The organism is Rhizobium sp. WYCCWR10014 (assembly GCF_001657485.1).
In the GTDB taxonomy this organism is placed as follows: domain Bacteria; phylum Pseudomonadota; class Alphaproteobacteria; order Rhizobiales; family Rhizobiaceae; genus Rhizobium.
Window position 1 is genome coordinate 167,942 of the sequence record NZ_LXFU01000052.1, and the last position, 21,970, is coordinate 189,911.

Consider the following 21,970-nt stretch of genomic DNA (forward strand, 5'->3'; position numbering starts at 1 on the left):
GCTGAAAGCTCGTTCCCCACGGGAGAACATGAAGTTCCCCCTGGAGAATAGAAGTTGCCCCGGAGAACATAGAACTTGTTCCCCAGGGAACACAAAACTCGTTTGATCGTTCCCGATTATCGAACCACGGCGCTCGCACTTCTGAGGACAATCGATGAGCTTGAAAAGCATGATCTGGAATGGACTGCTCGTCGCTGCCCTTTGTCTCGCGGTCTTTCTGCTCTATCGGATATTCCAACAATACAGCCTCGATCAGATCGTCCAATCGGTTCGCAGCATACCTTTTTCGACCTTTGGAACGGCACTTCTCTTTGCGGCGGCGTCCTATCTGTGCCTGGGCTGCTTCGATCTCCTGGCGATCCGTTCGCTCGGAAAATCCTTGCCCTATCCCAGGATTGCGCTGGCGTCCTTCATCAGCCTTTCGCTCGGCCACAATATCGGTTTTGCAGGACTCAGCAGCGGTGCCTTTCGCTATCGTTTCTACTCACGCTGGGGACTGACGACGGAGGACGTGGCGAAGATCATCCTGTTTTGCGGCGTCACGGTGGGGCTCGGGCTGATCACGCTTGGCGGCATCGCCATGATCGTCAATCCCGGCGATGCCGGGCGCCTGCTGCGCATCGAACCGGCAAGTGTGCGCATCTTCGGTTCGCTGGCGCTGGTTGTGCCGGTGGTCTATGCCGGCCTGGCGTTTTTCATCCGTGGCACGTTGCGGCTATGGCGCTGGTCGTTTCAGCTGCCCCGATTTTCGATTGCGGTTGCGCAGGTCGGGGTCGGGACGGTCAACTTCATGCTCGTCTCGGCCTGTCTGCATCAGATGCTCTCGGCCTTCGGTGACGTTGCCTTCTTCAGGTCGGTCACGGCTTACGTGCTTGCCAATTCAGCGATCCTCGCAACGCATGTCCCCGGCGGGCTCGGCGTGCTCGAGGCGACCGTCTCCTATGTCGTGCCGAACGAGGCGTCGATCGGTGCGCTGATTGCATTCCGCTGCGCCTATTTCTTCATCCCGCTGGCGCTCGGCACGACGCTTCTCGTCATCAGCGAGGTCGTTTTCCGGCGGACGTCACGCGGGGCGGATGAGGAGGCGGACGAGCGCGCCGAAGCCCAGTCGGTCTAGGGGCGCGAAGGGCCGAACCGGGTCGAAGATCGCCGTGCCAAAAATCGGTGAAATGCTGCCCGACAGCTCGACGGTGAATTCCCGTAAACCCCGAGGCCCGTCATTGAGCGCCTCAACCGCCTCGATCAACGAGCCGCTTTGCATAAAGCCTGCGGCAAAGCTTTCCGGGGTGGTTCCGAGATATTCCGAAAGCAGGCGATTGCGCAGATCCACGATCGCGCGGCGGTGCTCACCATTACTGGCCTCGACAAGCATGTCGCATTCGCAATCCAGCCCTTCCGAGCGATTGTTGAGGTTGGAGGAGCCAATGCGAACCAGCTCGTCATCGGCTATGATCAGTTTGGAATGGACGAGCACCTCCACCTCGCCGCTCTCTTTCGCGACTGGCCCGGGCGCGATTGGCCCGGGCACGACGGCATAATAGACGCGCAGGCGGTCCGCACGATCGGCGCGTTTCAGGCGGCGGATGACCCGGTCGCGATTGCCACCCATGACAATCCTTTCGATCAGCCCATGAGAGCTGCGCGTGCAGATGATGACGACTTCAGGCCCGTCTTCCTCCTGCAGCCGCGCGGCAATGGCGTCGGCGACGCGGAAGGAGGCGAGATATTGCGCCTCGATGTAAAGCTGCCGCCGTGCCCGGGCGATGACGTCCAATGTCATGACGATGCCGTCGCTGATGCCGGGGCGAAGTGCGGTCGAGGGCTCCGTCAGCGCGAAGCTGACCGCGGTCTCCCTCATGGAAACGGCGAGGTCGTCCGGCCAGGCAAAGCGGACATCTTCGGCCAGCGGCAGGTGGTTTTCACCGGTGGTGCTTTCCCAGCGCCGCCTGACGATATCGCCGATCAACCTGGCAGCGTCGCCGGTGACCATTGCCTGAACGTCGTGCAGCGGATCATAGGAAACGCCTTTGGGGTCACGTCGCAATTTATCCTTGGCGCGGTGGAGCCAGGTGTCCCACCGGCGCGACGTCAGGTCTATGCCGCCGATGAAGGCGACGGCGTCGTCGATGCAGACGAGTTTCTGATGGTGGCAGCCGCGCAATGTCGGCTGAAGCTCGAAGCGTAGGTCGATCCGCGCGTTTCTGGGAAAGCCTTTCTTCTGCAGCATCTGCAGGGACTTGCCAGAATAAACGGGGCCGAGCGCCCAGATGAGGATGCGTATTTCGAGCTCCGGATTTGCCGCTGCCAGGGCATGCAACAGGTCGGCCAGCGTTTCGTCGGACTTATCGGGTTCCAACCGGATGTTCGGATTGAAATCCCACCCGACGATCCAGATGGTGCGCCTCGCCTGCCGAAACGCACGCGCCAGCTCGGCGAAATAGCTGTTGCCGTTGATCAGGAAGGCCGCCTTGGCAGCGCTTCCTTCCAGGCACAAGGCGCTGCCCTCCTGTTTTTGGCGGTCGCCCGGCCGTTTTGATTTTGTCTGCGACAAGCTCGGGTTATTGAAGATGCTTTCGAATGTCGTCATGATTGCCTCGGCCTCTAACTGGAGCACAAACGCCCGGAATTTGCCTGGGTTCCCCGATGGGGTCGGCCAGTGGCGCGCTACGGGCCGCCCGCGATGCAGAATGCAAGGAAACGAGATGTCACAACGAGCAGGCAGCGCCGATCTACCCCTTCACGGGGGGCGCGTGCCGCATTGGCTCGGCGACCGGATGACGCGGCTTGGAACGCTGATCACCGAGGCGATCGTCCATCACTATGGCCGCGATGAATTCCTGCGCAGGCTCGCGCATCCGTTCTGGTTCCAGTCCTTCGGCTCGGTCATGGGCATGGACTGGCATTCTTCCGGTATCACCACCAGCGTTCTCGGCGCGCTGAAGCGCGGGCTGAAGCCGCGCGCCGGCGAGCTCGGCCTGCATGTCTGCGGCGGTCGTGGTGCGCATTCGCGTAAGACGCCGCAGGAGCTCGTCTCGATCGGCGAGCGTGTCGGTCTCGACGGGGAGGGGCTCGCGACCACGAGCCGTCTCATCGCCAAGGTCGACAGCGCCGCCCTTCAGGACGGTTTCGACCTTTATCTGCACGGGTTCATCGTCGCCGATGACGGCCATTGGGTGGTTGTGCAGCAAGGCATGAACGGCGACAAGCGTCAGGCCCGGCGGTATCACTGGCTGTCCGAAGGGCTGGAGAGCTTCGTCGACTCGCCGCATGCGGCAATCGAGGGGAGGAGCCAGGGCGAGATCGTCAATCTTGCCGACAGGCGCGCCGAACGCTCGCGGCGCGGTCAGCTCGATCTGCTGGCGACCCTCGGTCCCGACAGAATCATCCGCGAAGCCGCCGCACTGCTGCGTGCCGAAGCGCCGGCGCCCGAACCGGCCGCACAGCCGATGCTGCCGCACCTGATCATGCCTTCCCATCACGATGTCCGCGAGAGCGACGTCAACATGCGGCGCCTGCACGGAAATCTGGCTGCCGCCGCCGACCGCGGGCCAACGGATTTCGAAGAGTTGCTGCTCGTTCCCGGCGTCGGCGCCCGTACGGTGAACGCTCTGGCGATGGTGGCGGAAGTCGTGCACGGCGCGCCCTGCCGTTTTTCCGATCCGGCGCGCTTCTCGATCGCCCATGGCGGCAAGGACCGCCATCCTTTTCCGGTCCCGCTCAAGGTCTATGACGAGACGATCGCCGTAATGAAATCGGCGGTGCAGAAGGGCAGGCTCGGACGCGAGGAGGAGTTGCAGGCGCTCAAGCGCCTGGACGATCAGTCCAGGCAGATGGAACGCTATGTGACAGGTCCGGACCTCAAGGAAATCATTGCCGGCGAATTTCGCCAATCCGCAGATTTCGGCGGCCGCAGCATCTTCGGCTGGGAGGGGCCGCCCGCGGAGTAGGCACCCTTTTATACCACCAGCTTAACTCGTTGTGCCAGGCAGGGCGACCTCGCCGTTTTCCTCACCATCCCAATACCGGATGGAGGACGCTGAAACCTTGATAAGAACGATCCCAGGAGTGTCCACTCCTTCAGGAAACCACCGCTGGAGATCGGGGATCCAATGTTCCTCGAGTGCCGCCTTGTCCCGTACCAGCGACGCGACGCCCTCGACAGCAATGAAAATCCCCGGCTTGCCGAGGAGGCTGGGAGGCGCCGTGAACGTCAGCAGGACGGTGTCGATGCCTTCGATCTCCGTGATTTTCCTGCTGTCTTCATAGGAGAAGAACCAGGAATCCCCGTCATATTCGACGTCGCCGTTACTGCTCATCGGTCGGGCCGAGATGCGGCCGGACCCGGCGTTCGTCGACAGCATGCAGAAATCGATCTTCTTCAGTTGCGAGGATAGGTCTTCGAGGGTCATGGACGCCATTGCAATCTCCCAGGTTTGAATGCTCGGAAGTAGCGTGCAAGCGTCCAGATTGTTCCGTGGAAAGTCCACGACTAAGTCTCGATCCGTTTGAGATTAAGCTTCCATCCGAGCGGTGCCTCGAGGGTGAGCATGGTGAAGACAGGAAGGTTCCACTGGTTGCAACGTCCTGTGTGAAGCTAAAGATACGCGGCGCTGTAGCTTCAATGGCCGTCGGGCGGGACGGCTTCGACTGGAACCGTCTCTTTCAGGTTCTTCCGGTGGAAGATGAAGAGCCCCGCAACGACGATGATTGCGGCACCGACGATGATCTGCGTATCGGGAATATCATTGAAGAAGAGGTAGCCGAGGACGATCGCCCAGAGCAGAAGCGTATATTGCAGCGGGGCTAGCAGCGATGCCGGCGCGAGCTTCAGCGAGCGCGTGATGAGCAGATGTGCGCAGGAGGCGACGATGCCGAGCAGCAGCATGCCGGACCAATCAATGAGCGTTGCCGGCTGCCAGTGGCCGACGCTTAAAACGATGCCGGTGACGAGCGCCGCGATCGTCTGCCAGGTCACGAGCGTCGTGTCGCTGGTCGAGCGCAGATAGCGGCTCATCACCAGCGACAGCGCAAAGGCAAGGCTGCCGGCAAGACCGAAGAGCGATGGAAGCGACAGCATCGCCGTGGATGGACGCAACGCGATGACGACGCCGGCAAAGCCGATCAGAACGGCGAGCCACCGGCGCCAACCGATCTTTTCTCCGAGAAAGAAATGCGAAAGCGCCGCAATATAGATCGGTCCGGCCATATAGAAGGTCATGACATCTGCCAGCGGCAGATAGGCGACGGCAGCGTAGAACAGGGCGACATCGACAGTCGCCATGAAAACACGGATGAATTGCAGGCCCTTCTGCTCGACGCGGAATAAGGCCATCGGCCCTTGCCGGAGGATCATGGGTCCGAGCACGATGAAAGCGCCGACCGAGCGGATCACCAGCACCTGGCCGACGGCAAAGCTCGCGACCAGCCACTTGCCCATTGCATCGTTCAGCGCAAAGAGCAGATCGCCGAGCAGCATCAGCACGACGCCGGTTATGATCAGGTTTCCGGCATCGGCTACGCCAGTCTTGGTCTTCATCTCTCGCATCCTCGCAAAACGGCCGCGCATGCGCGGCCGAGTGCGGCTTCTGCCTTAACAATGCGGATGTCAATGGTCAGTTTGAAGCGCTTGCACCCGAATTTGCCATGGGGTTGGCGAGCGACCGTCCTCATTCACCTCTACCGACAGCTACCTCTCTGATCGGGGCGGCCGGGTGACGTAACGTCGTGGAGCCAGCGAATAAATCGCCGTCTTTGGGATAGAGCCCACTGGTGCCCGCTCACCCCATCAAGTCAGGCTCACCAAGGTAGTGTGCGCTTGTCATTGATGAAGGCGCCCGTCTGACCGTCGTTTGCGACGGCAAGCTGAACGATGATCTCAGCTGCCTGCTCGACCGTCCGATAACCTGTGTTGCCGTTGAAATCGGTCTTTGTGTATCCGGGATCCGCGCTGTTGACCCTGATGCCGAACGACGCGAGGGCCTTGGAAAACGATACGGTCACCGCGTTGAGGGCCGTTTTCGAGCTGTTGTAGCCCAGGCTGTTCACACCATAGAATTCGCTCTCCGGATCTGTCAGGGCGCCAAGCGAACCGAGCTCGCTGCTGACGTTGACGACATTGGCGGAACTCGCGGCCTTGAGCAGAGGCAGGAAAGCTTGCGTAATTCGGATCGGCCCGAACACGTTGATCTCGTAGACCCGACGGATGTCGTCCACCGTCTGATCCGCCGGATCGACGAATGCTCCGGGTATGCCCGCATTGTTGACCAGTGCGTCGAGTTTACCGTCTTCCTGCCTGACACGATCTGCGGCCGCCTTCACACTTGCGTCGTCCTCGACGGCGATTTCAAGGAAACGCACATCGTAACCTTGGGCCCGCAAAGTTTGCGCCGCACTCTCACCGCGCCCCGCATCGCGGGCGCCGAGCCAAACCCGATAACCCATTTCCCCGAGCCGTCGAGCGGTTTCAAAGCCGATGCTCTTGTTGGCGCCGGTGATCAATACATTCTTTGACATGGTGGTTCTCCATTCTGGTTGCCTGCCCAATATGAGGGGGCGACCTTCCGGCCGCGTGCCAAATTCTATTGAACTCTTGCCTAATCCTGCCGAAGGCCTTGCGCGCGTTGGAGGCGGGTGCAATTTAGCAGGTATGGAAAATGTAAGCGAAGAACTAAGGTCCCTGATCGAGAGGCACTCGCGTGGCGGCAGCACGACGACCACCATTCCACGCGTCGGTTTGCTGAGAGCAGAACGCACGACTGAGCCGACGGCAGGCATGACGGAGCTTGTCATATGCTTGGTGCTGCAGGGCGCCAAGGCAATCACTTGCGGCGAGAACATATTGCACTATGGAGCGGGCAGCTACTTCGTCGCCTCGGTCGAGGTTCCCGTCTTTGGCAGAATATCCGAGGCGAGCCGCCAGAAACCATTTCTCGGCGTCGGGTTCAGTTTTGACGCCCGTTACATCGCCGACCTTCTGATCGAGATGCCTGACGTGCACGATCCGGAATTCTTGTGTGGCCTCGGCGTGAGCCCGAGCGATCCGCAGCTCGAAGAAGCGTTTCTGCGGATGATGCGACTTCTTGACAGGCCAAACGAAATTTCCGTCATGGCACCAATGATCGAGCGGGAAATCCTGTTCCGGCTGTTGCAGGGACCGCAGGGAGCGAAGCTGCGGCAGATCGCACAGATCGACGGCCGACAGTCGCAGGTCAGGCGGGCGCTCGCCTGGATTCGCGAAAACTTCACTGAATCCTTCAAAGTCGAAGACCTGGCGCGGATGACGGGAATGAGTGCTTCGGTGTTCCATCGCCACTTCAAGGCGGCAACGACGATGACGCCCATCCAGTATCAGAAGCGGTTCCGGCTCCACGAGGCACGCCGTCTGTTGCTCGAGACTCCAGGCGACGCCACCCGTGTCGCTTTCGCCGTCGGCTATGAAAGCGCGTCCCAATTCAGCCGGGAATACGGGCGGCTGTTCGGACTTCCGCCCGCCCGCGACGCAAGCCGGCTTCGCGCGAAGACCATTGTGCCCATGACGTCGGACGCATCCGATGATGCAATGACCAGTTTCGAACGCGCAAGTTAGCGAGGCTCGTGACAATATTGTTTCAGGATTTGGTTGGCACGTTGACCGGTGTGTGCAGGAAACCCCGGCCTTTTCGGCCGCGGCCCGTAGGCGCTTGTCTCTGGTCCATAAGGCCGCTCGCTCAGCAACGACCCCACCGGCGCGGTGGATTGGCTAAAGCGCCCAATCATCCCAATTCTGGACTTCGGCCGCTTTATCCTCGCGACAAATCGTTTCCAGCGCCAATGAGGCACGGCTGGAGTGCCTTTGTTTATGCCGCAGGATTGCAAATTGCCGGGACGGCAGAGAAAAGCGCACCTTCACCAGCAGACCTTGCGTCAAGAGCGGCGCTGCCACGGCACCTGAGACGACCGTTGCGCAGAGGCCCTCTCTTGCTGCCGATATGACCGCCTCGTTCGACGGCAGCTCAAGCGCGACAGCCAGATCTCCGGGAACTATGCCGAGATTGGAAATCGCCGCCTCGAAAGCCGACCGGGTTCCTGACCCCCTTTCCCGCATGACCCATTTCGTGCCTGAAACCAGCTCCGTCGGTGCAATCGGTTTGCCACGCGCCCAGGGATGGCGCGGACCGACGACGACAAGGAGTTCGTCCTCGGCAAGCGGCTGAACATGCAGCGCCGGCTCATCAACGCTGCCTTCGACGAAGCCGACTTCGGCCAATCCATCGAGAACCGCTTTTGCCGCCGTGGTCGTGTTGCCAATCATCAGCCTCAAGTCGATGCCCGGGTATCGGATCTTGAAACGCATCAGCATCGCCGGTAGCCAATAGCTTGCGATCGTCTGGCTTGCAAAAACGACCAGTTCACCCTTTTGCAAGCCGCCGAGATCGGACAAGACGAGCGCTGCCGCCTTGGCGCGCGCCAGCGTCGCTCTAGCCTCCCCCAGAAACACCCGCCCTTCATATGTCAGCTCTATGCGGCGTCCGACGCGATGGAAAAGTTCGACGCCATAGGAGGTCTCGAGATTGCGGATCGCCGAGCTGACGGCCGATGGCGTCAGCCCGATCGCGAAGGCGGCGTTGGTCAGGTGCTCACGTTCGGCAACCGCGACAAAAATGGAAAGCTGTTCAAATGTCATGATTCAATCGTTCGATTTTACCGAATGAACCATGCTATACTATTCAATGGAAGTCGACAATTGAGTGTGGGAGATTACAGTCCTCCGCAAGGTCTTGCCGATGATTGTTTCCGCCTCACGTTCCCTGTCGCTTCCTGCCATCCTGCCGGGGCTTGTCCTGTGTGCGGCAGTCACGCTCTCTGCCTATCTCGTTGAGCAGCTGCAGATGATGGTTTTCGGCTCGCATTGGATTGAGAGCCTCGTGCTCGCCATTCTGATCGGCGTTGCCGTGCGCTCCTCGATCTGCCTGCCGCAGACGTTCATTCCCGGCATCCAGTTCGCCGCCAAGACGCTGCTGGAGATTGCGGTCGTGTTGCTCGGCGCCTCGCTCAGCACGGCTGCCATCAGGCAGGCCGGACTGCCGCTTGTCGGCGGAATTGCCGTTCTGGTTGCTCTGTCTTTGACCGGCAGCTTTGTTATCGGGCGGCTCCTTGGGCTGTCAGCCAGCCTGGCGACCTTGGTCGCTTGCGGCAATTCGATCTGCGGCAATTCGGCGATTGCCGCCGCAGCGCCGGTGATCGGCGCCAAACCGGACGATATTGCGGCCTCGATAGCCTTTACCGCGCTCCTCGGCATCGGTGCCGTGCTGACGTTGCCGCTACTTCATCTGCTCTTGGGGCTGAGCGCGTTACAATATGGCGTTTTCGCGGGATTGACCGCCTATGCCGTCCCGCAGGTCCTGGCGGCCACGGCCTCTGCGGGAGCCGTCAGCACCCAGGTAGGCACGCTCGTCAAACTGATCCGCGTGATGATGCTCGGACCCGTCATCCTCGTGCTCGGCGCAGTTCATGGCCGCCGCCCTGGCGGCTCAGCAGTCAATCTCCGCCATGTTCTCCCATGGTTCATCCTCGGTTTTGGCGCGATGGCGACGCTTCGTTCCCTCGACGCGATCCCGGCGCCGCTGCTGCCGGGGATGGCGGCAGTCTCCGCCGCCTTCACCGTCACCGCCATGGCCGCTTTGGGCCTCTCCGTCGATGTCAGATCCGTCGCCCATACCGGCGGTCGGGTCCTCGCGGCGGCGGCGCTGTCGCTATTGGCGCTGGCGGCTCTTGGGCTTTGCCTGATCGGGCTGCTGAATATCGCCTGATCGAAGGTAATATGCCCAAAATACTTGCAAAGATTCCAGTTGCCTTCCAAACGATCGACGGCTAGCCTGTATATACAGGCCGGGGAAGCAAAGATCGTCATGCGGGTCATCTCTTCACAGCAAGCTGCGGATCTCCTCGAAGACGGGATGACTGTCGCGGCTTCGGGTTTTGGAGGATGCTGCCATCCCGAGGCCATCACGGCCGCGGTCGAGGAGCGTTTCCTCGCCTCTGGAAAACCCCGTAACCTGACGCTTCTGTTTGCCGCCAGCACGGGCGATCGTCAGACGCGCGGCATGGGACACTTCGGCTATGAAGGCCTCGTCGCCTGCGTGATCGCCGGGGGATGGCGCGGAACGCCGCGCCTTGGCAGGCTGGCAATCGAGGAAAAGATCGAGGCGCATTGCTGGCCGCAGGGCGTCATCGCCCAGCTCTACAGGGCGATTGCCGCCGGTCAGCCCGGAGTGGTCACCCATATCGGGCTCGGCTCTTTCATGGATCCGCTTCATGGCGGCGGCCGCATGAATGCGACGACGCCGCGCGCGCTTGTCGAGCGTGTGTCGCTGCGCGGCAAGGAGTGGCTGCTTTATCCGTCGATGCCGCTCGACTGCGTGCTTTTGCGCGGAACGACGGCCGACGAAGATGGAAACATCACCCTCGAGGACGAGGCCTTCCCGCTCGACGTGCTCGCCATGGCGCAGGCAGGCCGAAACTCCGGTGGTATCGTCGTCGTGCAGGTCAAGCGGATTGCCGAGTGCGGTTCGCTGCAGCCCAATGATGTTCGTATCCCGGCGGCGCTGGTCGATTATGTCGTCGTCTGCGATGATCCGGCCCAGCACGGCATCAGTTTCGCCGAGACGGACAATATCGCCTATACCGGACGCGTCCGGATGGCGGCGAGCCGCCTGCAGCCGGCGCCACTCTCGGTCGATAAGATTATTCAGCGACGTGCCTTCCTGGAGCTGGCGCCGCTCAATCATCCGACGATCAATCTCGGCATCGGCATTGCCGCCGGGATCGGCCGCATCGCCAGCGAAGAGGGATTCGACGATTATACGGTGACGATCGAATCCGGCGTCATCGGCGGCGTGCCGGCCGAAGAGCTGTCCTTTGGCGCCGCCGTCAATCCGACCGCCATCATCCCACAGGCATCGCAGTTCGACTTTTACGATGGCGGCGGCCTCGATATCGCCTTTCTCGGCATGGCCGAGGTGGATCGGCATGGGGCGGTCAATGTCAGCCGCTTCAACAATTCCATCGTCGGGGTCGGCGGCTTCACCAATATCTCGCAGACGGCCAAGCATGTTGTCTATCTCGGCGCATTTTCAGCCGGCGGCGCGGAAATTGCGGTTGCCGACGGCAGGCTCGACATCGTCAGGGACGGCAGAGTTTGCAAGATCGTCGATGATGTCGATCAGATCAGTTCGAGCCCGGCCTTTGCGCCGGAAGGGCAATCACAGCTCGTCGTCACCGAGCGGGCTGTCTTTCGGGTCATCGACGGACGCCTGACGCTGACGGAGTTTGCCCCCGGCATCGATCTTGCCGCCCATGTTCTTGATCGCCTGCCGAAGGGTGTCGCGGTGTCGGACCAGCTGAAGCAGATGGATGCGCGTTTGTTTTCGACCCATGCCATGAAGGACTTTGCCCCATGAAAATCGAGGGAGCCGCCATCATCGTCACTGGCTCGGCAACGGGTGTCGGGGCCGCATGCGTCAAGCAATTCGCCGAGGGCGGTGCCGGGGTGGTCGTCAATTACAGCCGCAGCAAAAAAGAGGCCGAGGAGACGGGCGATATCTGCCGCAGCCTGGGCGCGGAGGTCGAGATCGTCCAGGCCGACGTTGCCGATGACGCGGCCTGCCGCCGAATGGTCGCGACCGCCGTCAATCGCTGGGGCCGTCTCGACGCCTTGGTGAACAATGCCGCAATGACGGTCAAATCAGATCCTTTCGATCTGGAGACGCTGTCGGCCGAAGATTTCCAGAACGTTTTCGGTGTCAACGTCATCGGTGCCTATCAGATGTGCCGGGCGGCGGTGCCTGCAATGCGGGACAGCGGCGGCGGTGCGATCGTCAATGTCTCATCCAACGTTGCCTTTACCGGCGGCGGCAGCTCGCTTGCCTATACGGCCTCCAAGGGCGCGCTCAATGCGCTGACTTTGGCCTTGGCGCGCACCTGCGGTCCCGATATCCGCGTGAACGCGGTTTGTCCCGGCATCATCGATACGCGCTGGATGCGCGATACGCTCGGGCCGGATGCCTATGGAGCCATTGCCAAGCGATTTTCGGAAACCGCGCCGCTCGGCCGGGTCGCGACACCGGAAGATGTTGCCGGCGCCATTGTCTGGCTTGTTCAGGGGGCTGACTTCGTCACCGGCGAATTGCTTTCCGTTGACGGCGGCATCCGCCTGTCCGGTGGTGTTCGCAAACCCGCGACATCTGGCGGAGCCGCGCCGTGACGCTATCGGCCCAATCCATTCTCGACTTTCCGGTGCCGCAAGCGACACATGTGGTTGCCGCAAGAGATGCCATTCTTTACGCCCTCTCGGTTGGCTACGGCACCAATGCGCTCGACGAAAAGGCATTGAACTATGTCTATGAACGCGATCTCGTCACCGCGCCGACCCTTGCCAATATCGTGGCGCATCCAGGCCCATGGATGCAGCAGACAGGTGTCGACTGGGCGCGTCTGGTGCATTCCGAACATCGCCTGACGATCCACCGGCCGGTCCCTCTCGATGTGCCGCTGATCTCCCGATCGCGCGTCTTGTCGGTGATCGACCGCGGCGTTGAGAAAGGAATGTTCGTCAGCTTCGAGCGCCTGATCACAACCGCTGAACGTGATGAGCCGATTGCGACGATCGTCCAGACCAACGCGTGCCGCGGCGACGGTGGATGCGGCTCGGCGGGATCTGCGCCCGAACCCTTGGCAAAAGTCCCGGACAGAGAGCCGGACCTCGAATTCAATGTCGACATTCCTGGCAACGCCGCTCTCATCTATCGCCTGAACGGCGATCTCAATCCATTGCATGTCGATCCGCAGGCAGCCGGCCGGAGCGGCTTTAACCGGCCGATCCTGCATGGACTGTGCAGCTTCGGTTATGCGGGCTACGCCATTGTCGCTGCCATCGATCCAGGCATGGCCAGCGGCTTGAGCGCGATCGCGGCGCGTTTCAGCGCGCCGATCTTTCCCGGTGAAACGATCACCGTACAGATGTGGCGCAACGATGCCGAAATTCGCTTCAGGGGGCTCGTTGCCGCACGGGGCGCGACCATCCTCGACAATGGCATCGCGAGGTTGTCATGACGAAAGCGGTCAAACCGGCCGCCGGCGAGGCGCGCCATTATATCAGGATCAAGGAGCAGATCCTGGCCGAGATCGCCGAGGGCAAGCTTCAGCCGGGAGATCGGGTATCCTCCGAAAGCGAATTGGTGGCGGCATTCGGCGTCAGCCGCATGACGGCGAACCGGGCGCTGCGTGAGTTGATGTTCGAGGGGGTTCTCAAGCGATCCGCCGGGATCGGAACCTTCGTTTCGCCAAAGCACCTCGACGTCGACCTGCTTCAAATCCGCAACATAGCCGACGAAATACTGGAGCGGGGCCACGCGCATCAGGCGATGGTGGTCAAGGCCGGCTTGATGAAGGCGGATGCCAACGTCGCCGATGCGCTCGAACTCGCCCTCGGCGCTGAAGTGATGCATTCGCTGATCGTGCACATGGAAAACGACCAGCCCATTCAGGTCGAGGAGCGCTACGTCAATCCGCTGGTTGCGCCCGACTATCTGTCGACAGACTTCCGCAGCATGACGCCGCACGAATATCTGACGAAAGTGGCGCCGATAACGGCGTTCGAACATATCGTCCAGGCCGTCAAGCCCGATACCGCCATACGCAAATATCTTGGCCTGAAGAATGATCACCCTTGCCTGCGCGTCTTTCGAAGAACCTGGTCAGGCGAGGCCGTCGTGACCTGTGCGCTGTTATACTATCCCGGCGCGCAATATCGGCTGGAAGCACGGTCCACCAAGGGTCCCTCCAGGCCCGTCGCCATTCTCGGAGAGAAACAGTGAGCGCTACCAATTCTCCATCGATCATCTTCAGCGCGGCGCCGCCGACGATCGAGGACATCGCAGCAATTGCCCGTCGGCACGTAAGGATCGAGGTATCCGCCGAGGTCGATGCCCGGATTGTGGCCGCGCGCGCCGTCGTCGACCGCTATACGGAAAGAGATCTGCCGGTCTATGGCCTGACGACGGGACTTGGGGCGGGGGTCGACACCCGACTTGCAACGGAAGATCTGGTGGCGTTCCAGATGCGTGTGCCGCAAGCCCGCGCGGTCGGCGTCGGAACCCCGCTCGCACAGGAATCCGTGCGGGCGATGATGGCGGTCAGGGCCGCCGGCATGGCGGCGGGCGGCTCCGGCGTTTCGCTGAAAGTCTTCCACGGTCTGATTGCCGCCATCAATGCAGGTATTCATCCTGTCGTCCCGTCACTGGGCTCGATCGGTGCGGCGGATTTGGCGCCGCTTGCCCATATGAGCCGGGCGCTTCTCGGCTTCGGTGAGATCGAGCTTGGAGGCGACGTGCTGCCGGCCGCCATCGCCCTTGAAAGGGCCGGCTTGAAGCCTCTCCTATTGGCGCCGAAGGACGGGCATGCGCTTGTTGTGGCCAACAGCCTTTCCATCGGCCTCGCATGTCTGGCGCTTGAGGATATCGAGCGGCTCTTCGATTGGTCCCTGAAGGCGATTGCCGTTAATTTCGAAGCGTTCCGGGCCAATATCAGTGCCTTCGACGACCGCGCTCTGGCTGCAAGACCGGCCTTTGGGCAGCGCCGCGTCGCCGCTCAGCTGATGGAGCTTCTTTCGGGCAGCTCCTTGCTTGCCGCCGATGCAGCAAGACGTCTCCAGGATCCTTTGAGCTACCGCTGCACACCGCAGGTCTGGGGCGCGTTGAGGCATGCGATCGATGAGGCAAGGCAGGCGACTGACATAGAGCTCGTCAGCTCCAGTGACAATCCCGTCGTGATCGCATCCGAGGGCGTCATACTTTCACACGGCAATTTTGACATGACCGCCTTTGTGCTCGCCTGGGAAAGGCTGGGGCAGGCGATGGCGCATTGCGCGGCAGGCACTGCCTATCGGATCATGAAGATCATGTCGCCTGGCATGTCCGACCTGCCACGCTTCCTGACCCCAATGGGCCAGAGCCGTACCGGTTTTGCGACCGTGCAAAAGACCGTCTCGGCCATGGAGGCTGAAATCCGCCATCTGGCCATGCCGGTTTCTCTTTCACCTATTCCTGTGGCCGATGGCGTCGAAGACCAGGCATCGATGGCCCCGAGCGTTTTGGCAAAGACCCAGGCGATCGTCGAGCGCCTGCGCTATCTGGTCGCCATCGAACTGATCGCCTCGGTACAGGCCGTCGAGCTCAGAGGCGTCTCAGGCGAATTGGGCAAGGGATCGGCGGAAGCCTATGCCCTTGTCCGCACTTACGTCCCGCCGCTTGAAGAGGATCGCGCGCAAGGGCCGGATTTTGCAACGATTGCCGCATTGATCGGGCTCGGCCCGCAATAAGCCCGGTTCGCCACTGTCCCGGCAAGAAGGGCAGGGCGCCGACCGGTCATGCTGACGGTTATTCTGGGGAATGCCGTCAGTTCGTTCATTGAAAAGTCAACAAGAGGGAATGATTATGAAAAATTGGACAAAGGGCATCCTTGCAGCCGGCATGATGGCAGCCGCCATGTTCCAGCCTGCATCCGCAGAGACCATCAAGGTCGGCAGCAAGAATTTCACCGAGCAGTTTATCCTTGCCGAAATGTATGCCGCCGTTTTGGAAAATGCCGGCGTCACCGTTGAGCGCAAGATCAACCTCGGCGGCACGTTGATTGCTCACCAGGCATTGGTGGCCGGCGAGATCGATCTCTATCCGGAATATACCGGCACGGCGCTCGCTTCCGTCGTCAAGGGTGAGATGTCGACCGATGCCGAGAAGGTCTACACTGAGGTCAAGGATTTCTACGCCAAGCAGTTCAACCTCACCTGGCTGAAGCCGAGCGGCATCAACAATGGCTATGTCATCGTGGTCCGGCAGGAAACGGCGCAGGCCAACAATCTGAAGAGCCTGTCGGATCTCGCCAAGGTTTCCAAGACCCTGGTCTTCGGCGGCGGCGCTGAATTTCCGGATCGCGCCGACGGCCTGCCCGGCCTGAAGCGTGTCTACGACGCCGAGTTCAAGGAGTTCAAGCAGTTTGCCAAACTTGGCCTTCGTTATGACGCGCTGGAACAAAAGGACATTGACGTCGCCAATGGCGCGGCGACCGACTGGCAGATCGGCTCGAAGAACCTCGTGCCGCTCGCAGATGACAAGGGTCTGTTTCCGCCCTACTACGTGGCGCCGGTTGTCCGTCAGGACATATTGAAGGCCAATCCGAAGGTTGCCGAACTGCTGGAAGCGGTCGGCGCCCATCTCGATAACGAGAAAATGCGGGTCCTCAATGCCAAGGTCGAGACCGATCATGAGGAAGCCAAAGACGTGGCGGTCGAATTCCTCAAGGAAAACGGCCTGCTGCCGAAATGATTGTCATGCCCCGCGGCCGGGTATCAATCCGGCCGCGGTCTGGCAGGGTGTCTGTTCGAAAATCCGTCCGCCAAGCAGCCGGACGGGAATGTGGAGAAGCGGGAAATGCAGGAAATCTGGATCGACTATCTCAACGCCCTTGATGCCAAGGCGCTGGCGTTGACGAATGACGAGATTCTCGATGCAGTGTCGAAGGCGCTGGATGCGCAGGGCAGGGGCGAAACCGTCATCGAGCCGCGTGTCCATCTTGTGCCGGAGAGCTCCGACAAAGGCCATTTCAACGTGCTTCGCGGCTACGTCAAAGCGCTGAACTATGCCGGCGTCAAAGTTGTCGGCGACTTCGTCGACAACTATAAGGTCGATCTGCCCTCGGAGCTTGCGGTCCTCAACCTGTTCGACCCGAACACAGGCGTGCCGAAGGCCATCATCGACGCAACTGCTATCACCGACATGCGCACCGGGGCCGTCACCGCTCTTGGCGCCAAATATCTCGCCCGCAAGAACAGCAAGATTCTCGGCCATATCGGTGCCCGCGGAACCTCTTACTGGAATGTCCGCCTTCTCGATCATCTCTTCGATTTCGATGAAATCCGCGTGCATTCGCGCCGCCCGGAAAGTCGCGATGCTTTCGCCAAGCGTCTCGAGGCGGATCTCGGCAAGAAGGTCATCGTCACCGACAATTGGCAGGATTGCCTCAAGGGCGCCGATATCATGGTCGAGGCCAGCCGCCTGCCGGAACCAGCGCCGCTGTTCAAGACGGAATGGGTGAAGAAGGGAGCCTTCGTCGTGCCCTATGGCACGATGAGCGCGCTCGAATTCGATCTCACCGACATCATGGACAAGGTCGTCGTCGACGATTGGGGGCAATGCGGCCCCGGCAAACCGTTCGGAGCGCTTCGCCGTCACGTCGATGAGGGCAAGGTGACGGCCGAGAATTTGCATGCCGAAATCGGCCAGATCGTCTGTGGCATGAAACCCGGCCGCGAAAGTGAGGAGGAGACGATCCTGTTCTGGCATCGCGGCCTCAGCACGACCGACGTGGCGCTCGGCGCCGCCATGGTCGACAAGGCAAGAGAGATGAATATCGGCCAGCGGCTGCGGTTCGCATAATTGCCATGGTGATGTCCAAGCCGGTCGCCTGTTCGAGAATGTATAATCTCAGCCCGCGCATTCGCGGCCTGTGGGATGCGCTGTTTGCGCAGGTCAGCCTGCGGTCCGGCATTGAACTCGAGATCATTGCTCATGCAGCACCAGCCCCGCTGTCGGAATTGTGGGCGAGACCGGACATGGGCGCGGTCTTCATGTGCGGTTATCCGTTTTCGCGCATGCCTGAGGCTGCGCGACCGACGGTGCTTGCCGCACCTGTCTCGAGCGAGGCATGGTCTTTGGACCAGCCCCTCTATGCCAGCCACATCCTCGTTGCCTCCACCGGGCCGGTGAACGCGGTGGCGGATCTCGCTGCGGCACGCTGGGGCTGGACCGTGCGCGATTCCCAATCGGGCTACCATGCGGCACGCTCCTACCTTGCCGGCCGATTTGCGGGCACGATGAAGCAGAGCACGACGGTCGGACCACTGCTCAACCCCTCAGGCATCGTCGCAGCCCTCAAGGATGGCAGGATCGATGCGGGCGCGATTGACGCTTATGCCTTCCAATTGTTGTCGATGCACGAACGCGAGGAAATCGATGGTCTTCGTATTCTGGCGACGACCGATCCGCTTCCCGCGCCGCTACTGGTTGCCGCGCAAACATTGCCCGCAGACATCGCCATGGCGTTACGGCAGAGCCTCGTGACGCTGCATGAAACGCCTGAGGGAGCGGCGGTTTTGGAACGGCTCGGCCTCGGACGATTTTCGGCGGTCGTTCCGTCCGCCTACGATGTCCTGCCGCAAAGAGCCGACGACGCCGATCGCAGATTGGGGGTCTCATGGTAGACAGGCGAACGAGAGTCCGGACGCGGAGGTCTCGACGATGAAATGGGTCCCTAAACACCTCGATCGGCTATTCGAAGCGCTGTTGGAGCACCTGTATCTCGTGTTTTCCTCGGTCGGCATTGCCTTGGTGATCTCGCTGATCGTCGGGATATGGGCGGCAAGGCGACCGCGGAGCTTCGCGGTTATCATCATCTTCACCGGTATCCTGTTCGCCGTGCCGAGCCTGGCGCTGTTTGCGCTTCTCATTCCGATCATGGGGATCGGGGCAGCACCCGCCATTACCGGTCTTGCCGCCTACTCGCTGATGATCCTGATCCGCAATATCGGCATGGGGTTTCAGGCAATTCCGCGTGACATACTCGAAGCTGCCGATGGCATGGGCTACGGCACGGCGCGGCGGATCTGGGAAGTCGAGCTGCCGCTGGCGATGCCCTATATCGTCGGCGGTATCCGCATTGCAATGGTGACGGTCATCGGCATCGCGACCGTTGCCGCCTATATCAATGCCGGCGGGCTCGGCGTCATCATTTTCGAAGGCATCGACCAGCGGTTTCCCGAAAAGATCATCGCCGGCGGGCTGCTGACGTCATTTCTGGCGCTCTTTGCCGACTACTGTTTTGCATCCTTCGAAAAGCTGCTGCGCCGGCGCAGTGGAGGTAAAGCCGCATGATCGTGATCGATGCATTCAGCTGGATCTTCAACAACTCCGGCGCCTTCTTCAATGCCTTCAATCGCCATCTTCTGATGTGCGTCCTATCGCTCGGCATCGCTTTCGTCATTGCCGTACCACTCGGATTTGCCGTCGCACGGGCACCTCGCGCCGCCTTTGCAGTGGTCAATATTGCCGGCGCCTTGCGCTCGATACCGAGCCTTGCGATCCTGTCGGCGGCGATGCCGTTTCTCGGCATCGGATTGTTGCCATCGGTGGTGGCCCTCATCGTCCTTGCCGTGCCGCCGCTGCTGTTGAGCACAATCATCGGCATCCGCGAGATCGACGCCTCGGTGATCGATGCGGCCGATGGAATGGGCATGAGCGCCGGGCAGATGCTGTGGGAGATAGAACTTCCCCTGGCCGTTCCGTCAATTCTGTCAGGCGTCAGGACGAGCGCCATCCAGGTCATCGGCGGGGCGGCGCTGGCCTCCTTCATCGGCGGCGGCGGGCTTGGCGATTTCATCAATGCCGGCATTGCGATCATGAACATGCCGCGCCTTCTCGTCGGAGCGGTTCCGATAGCCCTGCTCGCGATCTTTGCGGAATTGGCGTTCGGCGCCCTGGAGCGCGTCTTCACTCAACGGCGCTAAGCGGCCGAAAGCGGATATCAGGATGATTCATCTCGACCATGTTACGAAGAATTACGACGGAAGCGGTTCGCATGCGGTCGACAATCTCGACCTTCTGATCGAGACCGGCACGACGGTTGCCCTGATCGGTCCTTCGGGCTGCGGCAAGACCACGACCATGCGCATGATCAATCAGTTGGAGACGCCCACGGCGGGACGGGTGCTGGTCGATGGCAGAGATATCGCCCGGGTCGATCAGAAAGAGCTGCGCCGCAGCATCGGCTATGTCATCCAGCAAGTCGGTCTGTTTCCGCATATGTCGATCGCGCGCAATGTCGCGACCGTGCCGCGGCTTCTCGGTTGGGAAAAGGCGCGCAGCGATCGCCGGGTCGACGAGCTGCTGGATCTCGTAGGACTTGATCCGGCCATCATGCGGCAGCGCCTGCCACACGAATTGTCGGGCGGGCAGCGTCAGCGCGTCGGTTTCGCGCGCGCGCTCGCCGCCGACCCTGCCATCATGCTGATGGACGAACCGTTCGGCGCCATCGATCCGATCACCCGCGTCCGGCTTCAGGACGAATTCCGCGATATTCTGAGGAAGGTGAAGAAGACCGTCGTCATCGTCACCCATGACCTCGATGAGGCGATCAAGATGGGTGATCGCATCGCCATCATGCGCGACGGCCGCCTCCTTCAATATGATACCCCGCAGGAAATCCTTGCGCGTCCCGTCAATGGGTTCGTCGAGAGTTTCCTCGGTCCCGACCGAGCCATAAAAAGGCTAAGCTTGATTGCCGTATCGATGATCATGACCGCGCCGGAACCGTCGAATGGCGATGCCGAGATCGCCGCTGACGCCACGGTTCACGATGCCTTGGCGCTTATCCTCTCCGGTGAGATGCCGGGCCTGCACGTCAAAGCCGCAGACGGGACGCTTGCGGGATATTTGTCTCGCGACACCCTATTGCGCGCCAATCGGCTGTAGGGCAATTCCCCCAAACTGCGCAGCGGTCTTGCGACCGGAATGGCACAAAACCAAAAGATAGTCTCCATGGCGCGGGGAAATGCCGAAGTGCTCCGGCTGCGGTTGTTTGCCGAATGGGCGACATCGCCAGTCGCCATACGACCGGCATGAACCCTTCGAGCGCTCGCAAGCGGCATCGACCGCCCCCAGTGTATGGTGATGAAATATATTTCACGGTATGAATTATATTGACAGCGCTCTGCCGTTGCGATTATCTGCCCATACCGGACTTCGAGGAGGAACTCCGGTCTTCAATGGATCATCGGCAGCCGCTGAGGCGCCGCCGGATATTTGGGAGGGGCTTCGGCCTCGAGGAGGAAACTTGCGCAAATTTCTAAGCACGACCGCATTGGCGGTCCTTGCATCGACGCTTTTGGCCGGCGTGGCCAGCGCGGATACGGAAAATCCGTTCCGCTGCAAGCCGGGTGAAAAATACGTCATGAACGTCATGGTATCGGGCGTCGAATACTGGTTCCCGGTCTATGAAATGTTCAAGCAGGCCGGTCAGCAGCTCGGCTGCGAGACCGCCTATACCGGCACGCCGGAATATGACGTCAACAAGCAGATCGCCACTTTCGACCAGGCGCTGGCCCAGAACCCGGCCGGTATCCTCGTTCATCCGATGAACTCCGATCCGTTCATCGAGCCGATCAACCGGGCGATCGACCAGGGCACGGCGGTCGTGACCTTCGCAGCCGATGCACCGCTTTCCAAGCGCATCTCGTTCGTCACGTCGGACAATACCCGCGAAGGCACCTATGCGGCCGACGCGATTGCCGAAAAGATGGGTGGCAAGGGTGAATATGCCGTTCTCGAAAATCCGGGCCAGGACAACCACGACAAGCGTATCGCCGCCTTCATCGCCCGTATGGAGGAAAAATATCCTGACATGAAGCTCGTCGGCCGCGCTGCGTCCAACCAGGACCCGAACAAGGCCTATCAGGGCCTGATGAGCTTGGTGCAGGCCCATCCGAACATTGGGGCCGTCTTCATGCCGGAAGCGAATTCGGCCATCGGCGCTTCGCAGGCCAACAAGGAAAGCGGCGGCAAGATCCTCGTGATGTGCGCCGACGTCAATGCCAACATTCTCGATATGATCAAGGCAGGCGAAGTGTTCGGTTCGATCAATCCGAACCAGGGCATGCAGGGTTACATGGGCTTCATGCTTCTGTGGCTGGCCAAGCATCCGGAACTCATCGACCCGATGAACGACGCCAAGCGCGCCGGCTTCAACCCGATGAGCATTCCGTTCGTCGACAACGGCCTGTCGATCGTCACGGCTGATAATGCCGACGACTTCTACTGGGACAAGTATCTGAAGCGGCGGGGCACCAAAGGCATCGAGGAGTAAGCCTTTGTGCCGGCTGTCCGGA

General features: G+C 60.9%; 21 protein-coding genes. 16 read left to right on the forward strand and 5 right to left on the reverse strand.

Annotation, left to right across the window (positions count from 1 at the left end):
• Positions 1-154: 154 nt before the first annotated feature.
• A complete protein-coding gene (locus A6U98_RS33365; RefSeq protein ID WP_064655489.1) occupies positions 155-1,117 on the forward strand; it encodes a lysylphosphatidylglycerol synthase domain-containing protein in 963 nt (320 codons plus the stop codon).
• Here A6U98_RS33365 and A6U98_RS33370 read toward each other — a convergent pair.
• Positions 1,064-2,587 carry a phospholipase D-like domain-containing protein gene (locus A6U98_RS33370; protein WP_064655490.1) on the reverse strand — a complete coding sequence of 508 codons (1,524 nt, stop codon included), beginning with the start codon at positions 2,585-2,587 and terminating at the stop codon, positions 1,064-1,066. The two genes, A6U98_RS33365 and A6U98_RS33370, sit on opposite strands and share 54 nt — an antisense overlap.
• Before the next feature lie 115 nt (positions 2,588-2,702).
• On the opposite strand from A6U98_RS33370, the gene A6U98_RS33375 reads away from it, so the two are divergent.
• Positions 2,703-3,947 carry a DUF763 domain-containing protein gene (locus tag A6U98_RS33375; protein WP_064655491.1) on the forward strand — a complete coding sequence of 415 codons (1,245 nt, stop codon included), beginning with the start codon at positions 2,703-2,705 and terminating at the stop codon, positions 3,945-3,947.
• Positions 3,948-3,968: 21 nt separating this feature from the next.
• On the opposite strand, the gene A6U98_RS33380 is transcribed toward A6U98_RS33375, so the two are convergent.
• The 3 genes from A6U98_RS33380 to A6U98_RS33390 all read right to left on the reverse strand — a co-directional run bounded on the left by A6U98_RS33380 (position 3,969) and on the right by A6U98_RS33390 (position 6,513).
• Positions 3,969-4,418, reverse strand: coding sequence for a pyridoxamine 5'-phosphate oxidase family protein (locus A6U98_RS33380; protein WP_064655492.1), 450 nt, complete (start codon positions 4,416-4,418; stop codon positions 3,969-3,971).
• Between the two features lie 200 nt (positions 4,419-4,618).
• Complete coding sequence (locus A6U98_RS33385; protein WP_064655493.1) at positions 4,619-5,536, reverse strand: DMT family transporter; 918 nt, start codon at positions 5,534-5,536, stop codon at positions 4,619-4,621.
• Positions 5,537-5,796: 260 nt separating this feature from the next.
• The gene (locus tag A6U98_RS33390) at positions 5,797-6,513 is read right to left on the reverse strand and encodes an SDR family oxidoreductase (protein ID WP_064655494.1); all 717 of its coding nucleotides are present in this window, start codon (positions 6,511-6,513) and stop codon (positions 5,797-5,799) included.
• Positions 6,514-6,646: 133 nt separating this feature from the next.
• Between A6U98_RS33390 and A6U98_RS33395 the strand changes: the two genes are divergently transcribed.
• Positions 6,647-7,585, forward strand: coding sequence for an AraC family transcriptional regulator (locus A6U98_RS33395; RefSeq protein ID WP_064655495.1), 939 nt, complete (start codon positions 6,647-6,649; stop codon positions 7,583-7,585).
• Positions 7,586-7,738: 153 nt separating this feature from the next.
• Here the strand turns inward: A6U98_RS33395 and A6U98_RS33400 are convergent, their stop codons facing one another.
• Positions 7,739-8,662 carry a LysR family transcriptional regulator gene (locus A6U98_RS33400; RefSeq protein ID WP_064655496.1) on the reverse strand — a complete coding sequence of 308 codons (924 nt, stop codon included), beginning with the start codon at positions 8,660-8,662 and terminating at the stop codon, positions 7,739-7,741.
• Positions 8,663-8,726: 64 nt separating this feature from the next.
• On the opposite strand from A6U98_RS33400, the gene A6U98_RS33405 reads away from it, so the two are divergent.
• The 13 genes from A6U98_RS33405 to A6U98_RS33465 all read left to right on the forward strand — a co-directional run bounded on the left by A6U98_RS33405 (position 8,727) and on the right by A6U98_RS33465 (position 21,948).
• Positions 8,727-9,788 (forward strand): putative sulfate exporter family transporter, encoded by a 1,062-nt coding sequence (locus tag A6U98_RS33405; RefSeq protein ID WP_082934041.1) that lies wholly within the window; start codon positions 8,727-8,729, stop codon positions 9,786-9,788.
• A 99-nt stretch (positions 9,789-9,887) separates the two neighbouring features.
• The gene (locus A6U98_RS33410) at positions 9,888-11,438 is read left to right on the forward strand and encodes a CoA-transferase (protein ID WP_064655498.1); all 1,551 of its coding nucleotides are present in this window, start codon (positions 9,888-9,890) and stop codon (positions 11,436-11,438) included.
• Entirely contained in the window at positions 11,435-12,241 is an 807-nt protein-coding gene (locus A6U98_RS33415) for an SDR family oxidoreductase (protein ID WP_064655499.1), read from the forward strand. The genes A6U98_RS33410 and A6U98_RS33415 overlap by 4 nt, the downstream gene beginning before the upstream one ends.
• Positions 12,238-13,089 (forward strand): MaoC family dehydratase, encoded by an 852-nt coding sequence (locus A6U98_RS33420; RefSeq protein ID WP_064655500.1) that lies wholly within the window; start codon positions 12,238-12,240, stop codon positions 13,087-13,089. Before A6U98_RS33415 ends, A6U98_RS33420 begins: the two co-directional genes overlap by 4 nt.
• Positions 13,086-13,853: a histidine utilization repressor gene (hutC, locus tag A6U98_RS33425; protein WP_064655501.1), complete on the forward strand. Its 768-nt coding sequence runs from the start codon at positions 13,086-13,088 to the stop codon at positions 13,851-13,853. Before A6U98_RS33420 ends, hutC begins: the two co-directional genes overlap by 4 nt.
• Positions 13,850-15,355 (forward strand): histidine ammonia-lyase, encoded by a 1,506-nt coding sequence (hutH, locus tag A6U98_RS33430; RefSeq protein ID WP_064655502.1) that lies wholly within the window; start codon positions 13,850-13,852, stop codon positions 15,353-15,355. Before hutC ends, hutH begins: the two co-directional genes overlap by 4 nt.
• 70 nt (positions 15,356-15,425) lie before the next feature.
• On the forward strand, positions 15,426-16,358 hold the full coding sequence (locus A6U98_RS33435; protein WP_184501492.1) for a glycine betaine ABC transporter substrate-binding protein: 933 nt from the start codon (positions 15,426-15,428) through the stop codon (positions 16,356-16,358).
• A 105-nt stretch (positions 16,359-16,463) separates the two neighbouring features.
• A complete protein-coding gene (locus A6U98_RS33440; protein ID WP_064655503.1) occupies positions 16,464-17,468 on the forward strand; it encodes an ornithine cyclodeaminase family protein in 1,005 nt (334 codons plus the stop codon).
• A gap of 5 nt (positions 17,469-17,473) precedes the next feature.
• Complete coding sequence (locus A6U98_RS33445; protein WP_064655504.1) at positions 17,474-18,292, forward strand: PhnD/SsuA/transferrin family substrate-binding protein; 819 nt, start codon at positions 17,474-17,476, stop codon at positions 18,290-18,292.
• A 37-nt stretch (positions 18,293-18,329) separates the two neighbouring features.
• Positions 18,330-18,962: an ABC transporter permease gene (locus tag A6U98_RS33450; RefSeq protein ID WP_003550062.1), complete on the forward strand. Its 633-nt coding sequence runs from the start codon at positions 18,330-18,332 to the stop codon at positions 18,960-18,962.
• Positions 18,959-19,594: an ABC transporter permease gene (locus A6U98_RS33455; protein ID WP_024319723.1), complete on the forward strand. Its 636-nt coding sequence runs from the start codon at positions 18,959-18,961 to the stop codon at positions 19,592-19,594. The genes A6U98_RS33450 and A6U98_RS33455 overlap by 4 nt, the downstream gene beginning before the upstream one ends.
• Before the next feature lie 22 nt (positions 19,595-19,616).
• Complete coding sequence (locus tag A6U98_RS33460) at positions 19,617-20,558, forward strand: ABC transporter ATP-binding protein (protein WP_064655505.1); 942 nt, start codon at positions 19,617-19,619, stop codon at positions 20,556-20,558.
• A 361-nt stretch (positions 20,559-20,919) separates the two neighbouring features.
• On the forward strand, positions 20,920-21,948 hold the full coding sequence (locus A6U98_RS33465; RefSeq protein WP_064655506.1) for a substrate-binding domain-containing protein: 1,029 nt from the start codon (positions 20,920-20,922) through the stop codon (positions 21,946-21,948).
• Positions 21,949-21,970: the final 22 nt, after the last annotated feature.

Bases quoted from the DNA above. Each gene is read 5' to 3' on its own strand.
- A6U98_RS33365 (WP_064655489.1), top strand. From the start codon at position 155: ATGAGCTTGAAAAGCATGATCTGGAATGGACTGCTCGTCGCTGCCCTT.
- A6U98_RS33370 (WP_064655490.1), bottom strand. From the start codon at position 2,587: ATGACGACATTCGAAAGCATCTTCAATAACCCGAGCTTGTCGCAGACA.
- A6U98_RS33375 (WP_064655491.1), top strand. From the start codon at position 2,703: ATGTCACAACGAGCAGGCAGCGCCGATCTACCCCTTCACGGGGGGCGC.
- A6U98_RS33380 (WP_064655492.1), bottom strand. From the start codon at position 4,418: ATGGCGTCCATGACCCTCGAAGACCTATCCTCGCAACTGAAGAAGATC.
- A6U98_RS33385 (WP_064655493.1), bottom strand. From the start codon at position 5,536: ATGAAGACCAAGACTGGCGTAGCCGATGCCGGAAACCTGATCATAACC.
- A6U98_RS33390 (WP_064655494.1), bottom strand. From the start codon at position 6,513: ATGTCAAAGAATGTATTGATCACCGGCGCCAACAAGAGCATCGGCTTT.
- A6U98_RS33395 (WP_064655495.1), top strand. From the start codon at position 6,647: ATGGAAAATGTAAGCGAAGAACTAAGGTCCCTGATCGAGAGGCACTCG.
- A6U98_RS33400 (WP_064655496.1), bottom strand. From the start codon at position 8,662: ATGACATTTGAACAGCTTTCCATTTTTGTCGCGGTTGCCGAACGTGAG.
- A6U98_RS33410 (WP_064655498.1), top strand. From the start codon at position 9,888: ATGCGGGTCATCTCTTCACAGCAAGCTGCGGATCTCCTCGAAGACGGG.
- A6U98_RS33415 (WP_064655499.1), top strand. From the start codon at position 11,435: ATGAAAATCGAGGGAGCCGCCATCATCGTCACTGGCTCGGCAACGGGT.
- hutC (WP_064655501.1), top strand. From the start codon at position 13,086: ATGACGAAAGCGGTCAAACCGGCCGCCGGCGAGGCGCGCCATTATATC.
- A6U98_RS33435 (WP_184501492.1), top strand. From the start codon at position 15,426: ATGCCGTCAGTTCGTTCATTGAAAAGTCAACAAGAGGGAATGATTATG.
- A6U98_RS33440 (WP_064655503.1), top strand. From the start codon at position 16,464: ATGCAGGAAATCTGGATCGACTATCTCAACGCCCTTGATGCCAAGGCG.
- A6U98_RS33445 (WP_064655504.1), top strand. From the start codon at position 17,474: ATGGTGATGTCCAAGCCGGTCGCCTGTTCGAGAATGTATAATCTCAGC.
- A6U98_RS33450 (WP_003550062.1), top strand. From the start codon at position 18,330: ATGAAATGGGTCCCTAAACACCTCGATCGGCTATTCGAAGCGCTGTTG.
- A6U98_RS33455 (WP_024319723.1), top strand. From the start codon at position 18,959: ATGATCGTGATCGATGCATTCAGCTGGATCTTCAACAACTCCGGCGCC.
- A6U98_RS33460 (WP_064655505.1), top strand. From the start codon at position 19,617: ATGATTCATCTCGACCATGTTACGAAGAATTACGACGGAAGCGGTTCG.